Genomic DNA, 8,495 nt, shown 5'->3' with positions numbered 1-8,495 from the left:
CACAATATTTGCCATGGCCACAGTCGGGGCATCGAAATCCCTTCGGCCAACGTGACCGGAAAACCATTTCTCGGCATTGCCCCTCAGTGCCGTACGCCTTCATAAAACCGGGCAAACCCATACCTTTCTGGTATTGCACTTTGTTTTTGCTCATCTCCCGCCTCCTTTGGTTTCAAGGGCTTGCACTTATGCCTTTGACTTCAAAATTGGCTGTGGGTCCTACGTAATCAGAATAATTTTTGAAATGGTCGTTTTGCCCGAGCCATTTGCTCCATAAATAAAATTGATTGCTGATAATCCAGCTAATTGTTGGGCTTCAAAGATATAACGTACATCTTCTCCAGATATTGAAATGCTCTCAATCATCTTAACAGCCCCAATAAGTTACTTTAATATAGTTTCAGTAAACCAAGCTTACCCGCATAATCCTTGGCCTGGCCTGGCCTGGCCTGGCCTGGCCCACGCCCTCGGTCAGCAGCTTCTCCCAAGCCTTGGCTTCCACCACCGCCAATTTGGTGTTGCGGTACTCCAGCACATAATCGGCAGTCAACGCCTTGCCGCGCTTGCCATATCCCTCGATGCGACCCAACGTAATCGGATACTCGCGCCGGATACGGCTGCCTTCAACCACACCCCAGCCAGCGGCTTTTAGCGCGGGGTCAATGTGTTCGGCGCGGGTTTCGGCTTCGTTCATGAGTTGCACTTTACATAGCTGATTTCATTCAGCACGGCACTCAACAGAACATTAATGTCGAAAACAATTTGCACATAACAATCGGGCAATGCTAATTCAGCTTTCATCGGCTAGCAGTTCGGCCAATTTCTCTTCGGATAGGCCCGCTGTGGCTGCGCTATTGGCACATTCATTTAAAGTCTGGCGCAGTCGATCGGAGTAAAACGCACACATTGCCTCATAATCCTCAGCGCTAACCATCACACCCACCACTCGGTTATGGCGTATCACACGCACCGGCTCGCGCTGAACACGGTCAAGGAATTCACCGAAACGGGATTTGGCTTGGCTGGCGGTAACAGTTTGCATAACAGTGCCTCTCTTGATGCGGGATTAATCTACTCACTTTAGTTAAATCATTCGATTTAATCAACCGAATGCATCTGTATCCTGTTTATTTTCAAAGCTGTCCAGTGAAGGCTTGGTGCAGCAGGGATTTTTTTAGATTGTCCAGGGCGGTGAGTTTGCGTTGGTAAAGGGATTGTAAGTGTTGGGTTTCTTTGATAAATGCGTCAAACCTTGTTGCGGTTGTCCGCTGAAGTGCCAGAGGCACTCGCGGAACTTGGAAACCGCGAAGCAGCCTTAACGAAATTGTTTTTTGAGCTGTCCCGGTCGCGCCATCATTAGCCTGTTTTAAAATTTGCGGCGACATAAGTAAATAGTAAAGCCATTCACTGCTCACATCTGGCTTTGGACGTACCAGTCCAACGTGGCGTTGAAAACAGAATTCTCGGTTCTCACTGACCAGAACAGGAACACCAAACGAACCTGTAACCGTGTAGAGCACATCCCCTTTCTTTGGCTTTTTGTTGGGCTTCAATCTATCGAAGTATTCTCTCGACACCATAAACGTGTCGGTAAAATTGACTGTACGAGTGTCTTTAGCAATATTTCCGATGGTGATGAAAGGAATGCCATTCAGAGCCTTTGGCGGTGGCATGTGGTCGCCGTCTGTAATGTCAGTCGCCAAATCTGCAAGTGTTACCAAATCGCCAGTTTTCCAAGCATTCGCGAAGACGGATTGGAGGTGGCTTTCGAAGAGGGCGCGGGCATTTTGGAGGTTCTTTTCGGCGTTGGCTTTGGCGGTGGCAATGCCGTCAAACGCTTCGTCTAGGATGGTGACGACGCGTTGTTGTTCGGGGAGGGGTGGAAGTGGAAGAGTAATTTGTAACAAGTCTGACTTCACCAAGCTTGGAATCGTAGTCCCCCGATTGTGCTTGCTAAAATCGTATGAAAGACAAAAGTAATATAAAAATTTTGAGTTTAACAGTGCCTTTGGTGATAAACCAAAAGCCGTATCTACGTTCCAAAATTTTGTTTCAGCATAAATAGGACTATTGATCGTTCCTTTACGGCCAACAATAGTTGTCCCAATTTCACAGATATATTCATCCGCCCAACCCATCACATTGCCAGCACTTCCGTAAATTGGATATTCACCATTTTCTTTTTGTACTTGTTTTTGATTTTTACCATTTTTAATTTCTAAAACTTCTTCAAATATTTTCTGCGACCATCCTGTTTTAAGCATTGTTGTCTGCTCCCTTGCGTTCATAAATCACCATCCCAATACGATCAATATGCGCTTTCAACCCTTCATGCTTGAGGCTTTCGTTTTGTATATTTGGGCAACCTGTAGGGGCAGGCCTTGTGCCTGCCCTTTTGGATGCACACCAGACCTTTGGTATATCCCTGCCCTTGTACGTGCTAATGGGCAACCACAAGGGTTGCCCCTACAGCGCACTCCATAGCGTACACCGCAATCCCGTCAACCCCGATCCCGTTCGAATTTGGGATTGAAACACGTCATTTAGCATTGTAAATGACCGGATTATTTTCATCTTGCGGCCAATTGGCTGGATTATTGATGATGTATTCGCGCACTTGGTTTAACGATTCTTCATTACGTATGATGTGTTCGTAATAATTGCGCTGCCAGAATTTTTTGTCGAACGGTTGCCAATTGTGTTGCTTAACGCCGTTGATGTATTCATGGGTGGTAATGGATTTGAATGCCCCGACTATGTTGCCTAACGTCGATTTTGACAAATTATCTGCCGCGTTATCGAAGACAAGAATGCCGTGGATGTGGTTGGGCATAATGATAAATTCATCCAATTGCAATGCAGAAAACCGTTGAGTCAAGGCTTCCCACTGCTGGGCTACCATTTCCCCAGCCGCGCTTAAAGCCATTTGATTTTGGCTGATTTCACCCAGTAAACATTCATGATGATGTGTACAAATGGTAATGAAATAAGCGCCATTTAGGGAATAATCGTAACCACGTAATCGGATGGAGCGGCGGCGATGGCTGTCAGGATTGTAGGAATCTCTAATAATTCAACAATCTCCTTCTCCCTGAGGGCATAGGTATCTACACAACTCGTCATCTCGGCATGGATTGCCGAGATCCAGATGCCATGGATGGCAATGCCAAAATTAGCAACCGTTTTTTGATCGTAAGGTATCATTTTTGATCTGTTTTTCACATCCCTGTGTCCTGGATTCCGGCAATCCATGCCGGAATGACGGTGCTGTAACTTGTGTTTATAATCATGTCTTGGAAGAGGTGGTGTTTTAGAAGCTCCCTTACATTTTCTCACATCAAACCCCGTATTTTCTTTAACACCTCCGCGCTCTCCGCATCCAGCGTGGCGATTTCATCCATGATTTCCTGTGAGCTGCGGTGGGTGATTTCTTCGCCGCCGTTTGGGTTCTTCACAGAGAGGTCGAAGGTTGCCGGGTCGATGTTTGCAACATCGACATTCCAGCTTTTGGGCGATTCGGCAAAGGTTTCAGACAATTCGATGAACTCGGCTAAATCAACATCGTTCAGCGGGTTGGTCTTGCCCAGGCTACGTCCTGGGTCGAGCTGGTAATACCAGACTTTACGGGTCGGTGCGCCTTTTTCGAATAACAGCACGACGGTCTTTACGCCAGCGCCCTGGAAAGTGCCGCCGGGACAATCGAGGATGGTGTACAGGTTGCAGCTTTCCAACAGGTGTTTACGCAAGCTCACCGAGGCGTTGTCGGTATTGGAAAGAAAGGTGTTTTTAATGACCACGCCCGCCCGACCACCGGCCTTGAGCATCTTGATGAAGTGTTGCAGGAACAGGAATGCGGTCTCGCCGGTGCGGATGGGGAAATTCTGCTGCACTTCCTTGCGCTCCTTGCCGCCGAACGGTGGATTCGCCAGCACAATGTCGTAGCGGTCTTTCTCCTGAATGTCGGCGAGGTTTTCGGTGAGCGTGTTGGTGTGGATGATGTTGGGTGCCTCGATGCCATGCAGGATCATGTTCATGATGGCGATGACGTAAGCCAGGCTTTTCTTTTCCTTGCCGTAAAAGGTGTTTTTATGCAAGGTGTCCCAGTCGTCGGTGGACAAGTCCGGCTTACTTCTAAGAAACTCGTAGGCTTCGCACAAGAATCCTGCGGAACCCACAGCGCTGTCATAGATTTTATCGCCGATCTTGGGCTTGACGACTTTGATAATACTGCGGATCAGGAGACGCGGCGTGTAGTATTCCCCGCCGTTACGTCCGGCATTACCCATGTTTTTGATCTTGGTTTCGTAGAGGTGCGAAAGCTCGTGCTTTTCTTCCTGCGACCGGAATTTAAGCGCATCCACCTCGTCCAGCACTTCACGCAAGATATAGCCGCTTTGGATTTTGTTGCTGATTTCGCCAAAAATTTCACCGATCTTGTATTCGATGGTGTCTGGGCTGGAAGCCTTTTGCTTGAAGGCTTTTAAGTGAAGGGAGTCGCTATTTTTGCGAAAGCTTGTTTTGGGCATCCCAGCCCAAGCAAGCGGCAAAAACTTAACGCGACCGACCGCCAATGCCTGCGGCTGTCCCAGCCGTCCTGCTTCCCTCGTTTTATACCCAACAAGGGGTATAAAACATTGGTTACGCAATGACTCGACGCGATGTCGGAATGCTTTGCATTTTCACTACGCAAAAAAAACGCTTCGTGAAAACGCCCAGCCTTATCGCTTCTGGGGACTACTCGACTCCTGTCTCGCAGCGAAGGAAACAGTTCATGGTCGATAAATCCCCTTAAATCATCACCAGTCTTGGCTTTGTTGTGGTCGATAGCCCCATCCGGTTTTTTGGGAATCGCCCAAGTTTCCCACTGATAAGGCTTATCTATGATGAAGCCGTAGGACTTGCCCACCAACTCGGTGTGCATGGCCCGGTCTTGTTCCAGGTCATCCAGATATTTCAGGAACAGGATCCATGAGGTTTGCTCGGTATAATCCAGTTCGCTGGATGCCCCGGCATCTTTCCATAAGGCATTGTCGATATTTTTAAAGGTCTGTTCAAACACGGGTTTTGTTCATTATTGTTATGGTAATCAAATTTAAACGTAGGGGCAAACCTTGTGCCTGCCCTTCTGATGCACACCTGACCTTTGATATATCCCTGCCCTGGTACGTGCAATGGGCAACCACGGGAGGGCAACCACAAGGGATTGCCCCTACAACACCACGCCGTACCGTAGGGGCTGGCCTTGTGCCTGCCCATGCCGACCACTGGCATCTATGGATGCTAACCAATCCATAAAATAAACGCTAAATTCTAAACAACATCCGCCAAATTCCCTTTAGTTTCCAACCAGATTTTTCTATCCGGCGCACGTTTTTTTGCCAGCAACAAATCCAGTTGCCCTCGGGTGTCGTCAGTTTTTTCTACGGTTAGCTGTACCAGCCTTCGGGTATCTGGGTTCATGGTGGTCTCCCGAAGCTGGGATGGATTCATCTCGCCTAAACCTTTGAAACGCTGCACCGAAATTGCGCCTTTAATTTTTTCCGCTTTGATGCGATCCAGGACACCTTGCCGCTCGGCTTCATCTAGGGCATAAAACACCCGCTTGCCTATATCAATCCGGTACAAAGGTGGCATGGCGACATGGACATGACCTGCGACAACCAACGCATTGAAGTGCTGGTAAAACAAGGCGCATATCAATGTTGCAATATGGCTACCGTCTGAATCGGCATCTGCAAGGATGCACACCTTACCATAACGCAGGTTTCGCAAATCATCGGAACCGGGCTCTATGCCCAACGCAACGGCAATATCATGAACTTCCTGCGAAGCCATCACCTGGTTGGATTCAACCTCCCAGGTATTCAATATCTTGCCGCGCAAGGGCATAATCGCCTGAAAGTCGCGCTCCCTCGCTTGCTTGGCTGAACCGCCTGCCGAGTCCCCTTCGACCAGAAACAATTCAGTCCTGGCAATATCCTGTGCTGTGCAGTCCGCCAGTTTTCCGGGCAGCGCGGGGCCCGCCGTGATGCGTTTGCGGATAATGGCTTTATTGGCACGCAAGCGTTTTTGGGCGCTGTTGATAATGATCTCGGCAATTTTTTCGCCTTCCAGTGGATGCTGGTTCAGCCATAAACTAAAGCCATCTTTAGCCACGCCGGAAACAAAGGTGACGCATTCCCTGGAACTCAGGCGTTCTTTGGTTTGGCCAGAAAACTGGGGATCTTCGAGCTTAACCGACAACACGTAGTGGCAGTTTTCCCACACATCTTCGGGAGCGACTTTAACGCCGCGCGGCAACAGGTTTCGGATTTCGCAAAATTCCCGCATGGCTTCGGTTAATCCGGCACGCAAGCCATTGACGTGCGTTCCGCCTTGCACGGTAGGCACCAGGTTGACATAGCTTTCGGCAAGCATCTCAGGAGGGTTTTCGGTCGCCCAGATGATGCCCCACTCGACCGCCTCATGATTCCCCGCCATATTGCCCATGAATGGCTGGTCGGGATAAAACTCAATGTCGCCTATTCGGTCCAGTAAGTATTCTTTCAAGCCGTCTTCATAACACCAAAAATAGTCTTCATCGGTCTGGTCAACTTTTAGGCTGGTTTTCAAGCCCGGACACAATACCGCCTTGGCGCGTAGGACATGCTTTAGCTTTAACACCGATATTTTGTTGGAATCGAAATATTTTTCATTCGGCCAGAAAGTGACAATCGTACCCGTGTTATTGCGGCCTACGATACCTGTCTCGCTCAATTCAGTCCGCTTTTCACCGTCGGCAAAGGCCATGTGATAGATTTTGCCGTTACGTTTGACTTCAACCTCCAATTTGGCAGACAGGGCATTGACCACAGAAATACCCACACCATGTAAACCGCCGGAAAATTGGTAATTTTTGTTGGAGAATTTGCCCCCCGCGTGGAGCTGTGTCAGGATCACTTCCACACCCGGAATGCCTTGCTCTGGGTGTTTGTCCACTGGCATTCCCCTACCATTGTCACTCACCCGAACAGAACCGTCTTTGTAGAGTGTCACATCAATACTGTCGGCGTGACCGGCTATGGCTTCATCGACACTATTATCGACGACTTCCTGGACAAGATGATTAGGCCGGGTCGTATCGGTATACATGCCAGGACGCTTGCGTACCGGCTCCAGTCCAGTCAATACCTCAATTGCCGCTGCGTTGTATTCGTTGCTCATCCGTTTGGGTTGCCTTATTTGCTATTTGTCGATTATTTTGAAAAGGTAGAGAAACGTTTGGATAATATCTTAATACCGCCTATCCAAATTTCAGGTTATGTTTTTATCAAAGCTCTCTAGCACTGTCAAAAAAACTAAAAAAAAGGATTATTTGTTGTTAAAATTAGCCGTTGTGTGTGACTCGAAACTGACCCAACCTATCTGCTTTATCGGGTCAGTAAAGGTTGTTTAAACTATATCCCAAATGTTAATACGCTAATGAAGCCTGGAAAAAATTAACAATAGCTTTTAACGTTTCCACTGCCATCAATTTTAATATAAGTAAGAATACGGATTATCTATGTGTTTTAGTGCCAATATGTCGCTCAGTTTAGGTATTGTCGGGTTTGCTGCTGCCAGCGTGACATTCCTTGATAAAGAAGAAGATTTCTGGGTAAGGGTCGCAAGATCGTACGCAATATTCCACTTTTCGCTAATGGAACTTATCCAGTATTTTGCCTATCCCGTTGCCGACCAATGCGGGTATGGGACTAATTACTTTTTAAGCGAAATATCAAGCTATCACATCAGCTTGCAAGCCTTGGCCATTATGCCAGCGCTTGCCACCTATTCATCAGACAAAACGGCTCTCCTTAAAGCGACCATGATCGGCGCTACGCTCAGCGCCTCATTCCTGATTTGCACTTTCTTACCTAATGAGTGGCAACTCTTCGACATCATGCCTAATTTCATCGGGAACATGATCTCTTGTCTTTATATGGGCAAGTATCATATAGCTTATACGATTTCGAGTGCATTCGGATTATTTGTCACCCACGGCTCACTGTTCGGCTTGGCGTTTAGTGGCTTCCTTTGGAAAAACAACCAGAAAATGGCCAGCTACCATTTTGTCATGGCAATTATGACCTTATTTATGCCGCAATGGATTTTCGGTGTTTCCACTGGTGAAGCAGCCGCCATGTATTGTTTTTTCTCCATCCCGATAACCGGCAGTTTTATGCCGTACTTTAAGAATTTTTTTGCGGCTCAGGAAGCCAACATCCCTGATTTCTCTTTTACAAGCAAATAAAAGGCAGGTATAACTATTTAACTGATTAGCAAGATTCTTCAGCCAGCGCCAAAAAGTTCGTCATTCCGGCAGGGAAGCCGGAATTTAGAGCCATGAATGGTTTGTGCCAAATGCCCTGCCGCTTGATTTAGGCACAATGCCAAGTCATACATTCACATCCATGTGACTGGATACCGGCATCCATGCCAGTATGACGGTGCTGGCTGGGGTTCCTTACTAATCA

The 8,495-nt window shown here is 47.7% G+C and carries 11 protein-coding genes and 1 pseudogene; 2 read left to right on the top strand and 10 right to left on the bottom strand.

Features of this window, described 5'->3' with window-relative positions; all coding sequences use genetic code 11:
* The 9 genes and pseudogenes from ACLQ6D_RS09195 to ACLQ6D_RS09155 all read right to left on the bottom strand — a co-directional run.
* Window positions 1-103 (bottom strand): transposase (locus ACLQ6D_RS09195; protein WP_411726984.1); only part of this gene is annotated, 103 nt, incomplete at its 3' end.
* Between the two features lie 116 nt (window positions 104-219).
* Window positions 220-366: an AAA family ATPase gene (locus tag ACLQ6D_RS09190; protein ID WP_411726983.1), complete on the bottom strand. Its 147-nt coding sequence runs from the start codon at window positions 364-366 to the stop codon at window positions 220-222.
* 82 nt (window positions 367-448) lie between these two features.
* Window positions 449-694 (bottom strand): annotated as a pseudogene (locus ACLQ6D_RS09185) (type I restriction endonuclease subunit R); the annotation flags it as partial.
* Between the two features lie 96 nt (window positions 695-790).
* Window positions 791-1,042, bottom strand: a complete 252-nt coding sequence (locus tag ACLQ6D_RS09180) for a type II toxin-antitoxin system Phd/YefM family antitoxin (RefSeq protein WP_411726982.1) — start codon at window positions 1,040-1,042, stop codon at window positions 791-793.
* A gap of 91 nt (window positions 1,043-1,133) precedes the next feature.
* Window positions 1,134-2,288 carry a restriction endonuclease subunit S gene (locus tag ACLQ6D_RS09175; protein ID WP_411726981.1) on the bottom strand — a complete coding sequence of 385 codons (1,155 nt, stop codon included), beginning with the start codon at window positions 2,286-2,288 and terminating at the stop codon, window positions 1,134-1,136.
* 251 nt (window positions 2,289-2,539) lie between these two features.
* Window positions 2,540-2,926, bottom strand: coding sequence for a transposase (locus ACLQ6D_RS09170; RefSeq protein ID WP_411726980.1), 387 nt, complete (start codon window positions 2,924-2,926; stop codon window positions 2,540-2,542).
* Window positions 2,927-2,997: 71 nt separating this feature from the next.
* Window positions 2,998-3,222: a hypothetical protein gene (locus ACLQ6D_RS09165; RefSeq protein WP_411726979.1), complete on the bottom strand. Its 225-nt coding sequence runs from the start codon at window positions 3,220-3,222 to the stop codon at window positions 2,998-3,000.
* Between the two features lie 110 nt (window positions 3,223-3,332).
* Window positions 3,333-4,526: a class I SAM-dependent DNA methyltransferase gene (locus tag ACLQ6D_RS09160; protein ID WP_411726978.1), complete on the bottom strand. Its 1,194-nt coding sequence runs from the start codon at window positions 4,524-4,526 to the stop codon at window positions 3,333-3,335.
* Entirely contained in the window at window positions 4,481-5,059 is a 579-nt protein-coding gene (locus tag ACLQ6D_RS09155; protein WP_411726977.1) for a type I restriction-modification system subunit M N-terminal domain-containing protein, read from the bottom strand. The genes ACLQ6D_RS09160 and ACLQ6D_RS09155 overlap by 46 nt, the downstream gene beginning before the upstream one ends.
* Before the next feature lie 20 nt (window positions 5,060-5,079).
* On the opposite strand from ACLQ6D_RS09155, the gene ACLQ6D_RS09150 reads away from it, so the two are divergent.
* Complete coding sequence (locus ACLQ6D_RS09150) at window positions 5,080-5,295, top strand: hypothetical protein (RefSeq protein ID WP_411726976.1); 216 nt, start codon at window positions 5,080-5,082, stop codon at window positions 5,293-5,295.
* 15 nt (window positions 5,296-5,310) lie between these two features.
* Here the strand turns inward: ACLQ6D_RS09150 and parE are convergent, their stop codons facing one another.
* Window positions 5,311-7,203, bottom strand: coding sequence for a DNA topoisomerase IV subunit B (gene parE / locus ACLQ6D_RS09145; protein WP_411726975.1), 1,893 nt, complete (start codon window positions 7,201-7,203; stop codon window positions 5,311-5,313).
* Window positions 7,204-7,543: 340 nt separating this feature from the next.
* On the opposite strand from parE, the gene ACLQ6D_RS09140 reads away from it, so the two are divergent.
* Window positions 7,544-8,272: a DUF5765 domain-containing protein gene (locus ACLQ6D_RS09140; RefSeq protein ID WP_411726974.1), complete on the top strand. Its 729-nt coding sequence runs from the start codon at window positions 7,544-7,546 to the stop codon at window positions 8,270-8,272.
* The last annotated feature ends 223 nt before the right edge of the window (window positions 8,273-8,495 follow it).

The sequence above is a fragment of the Methyloglobulus sp. genome (assembly GCF_046714055.1).
Classification (GTDB): Bacteria; Pseudomonadota; Gammaproteobacteria; order Methylococcales; family Methylomonadaceae; genus Methyloglobulus.
This window is presented reverse-complemented; position numbering and strand designations above follow the sequence as displayed.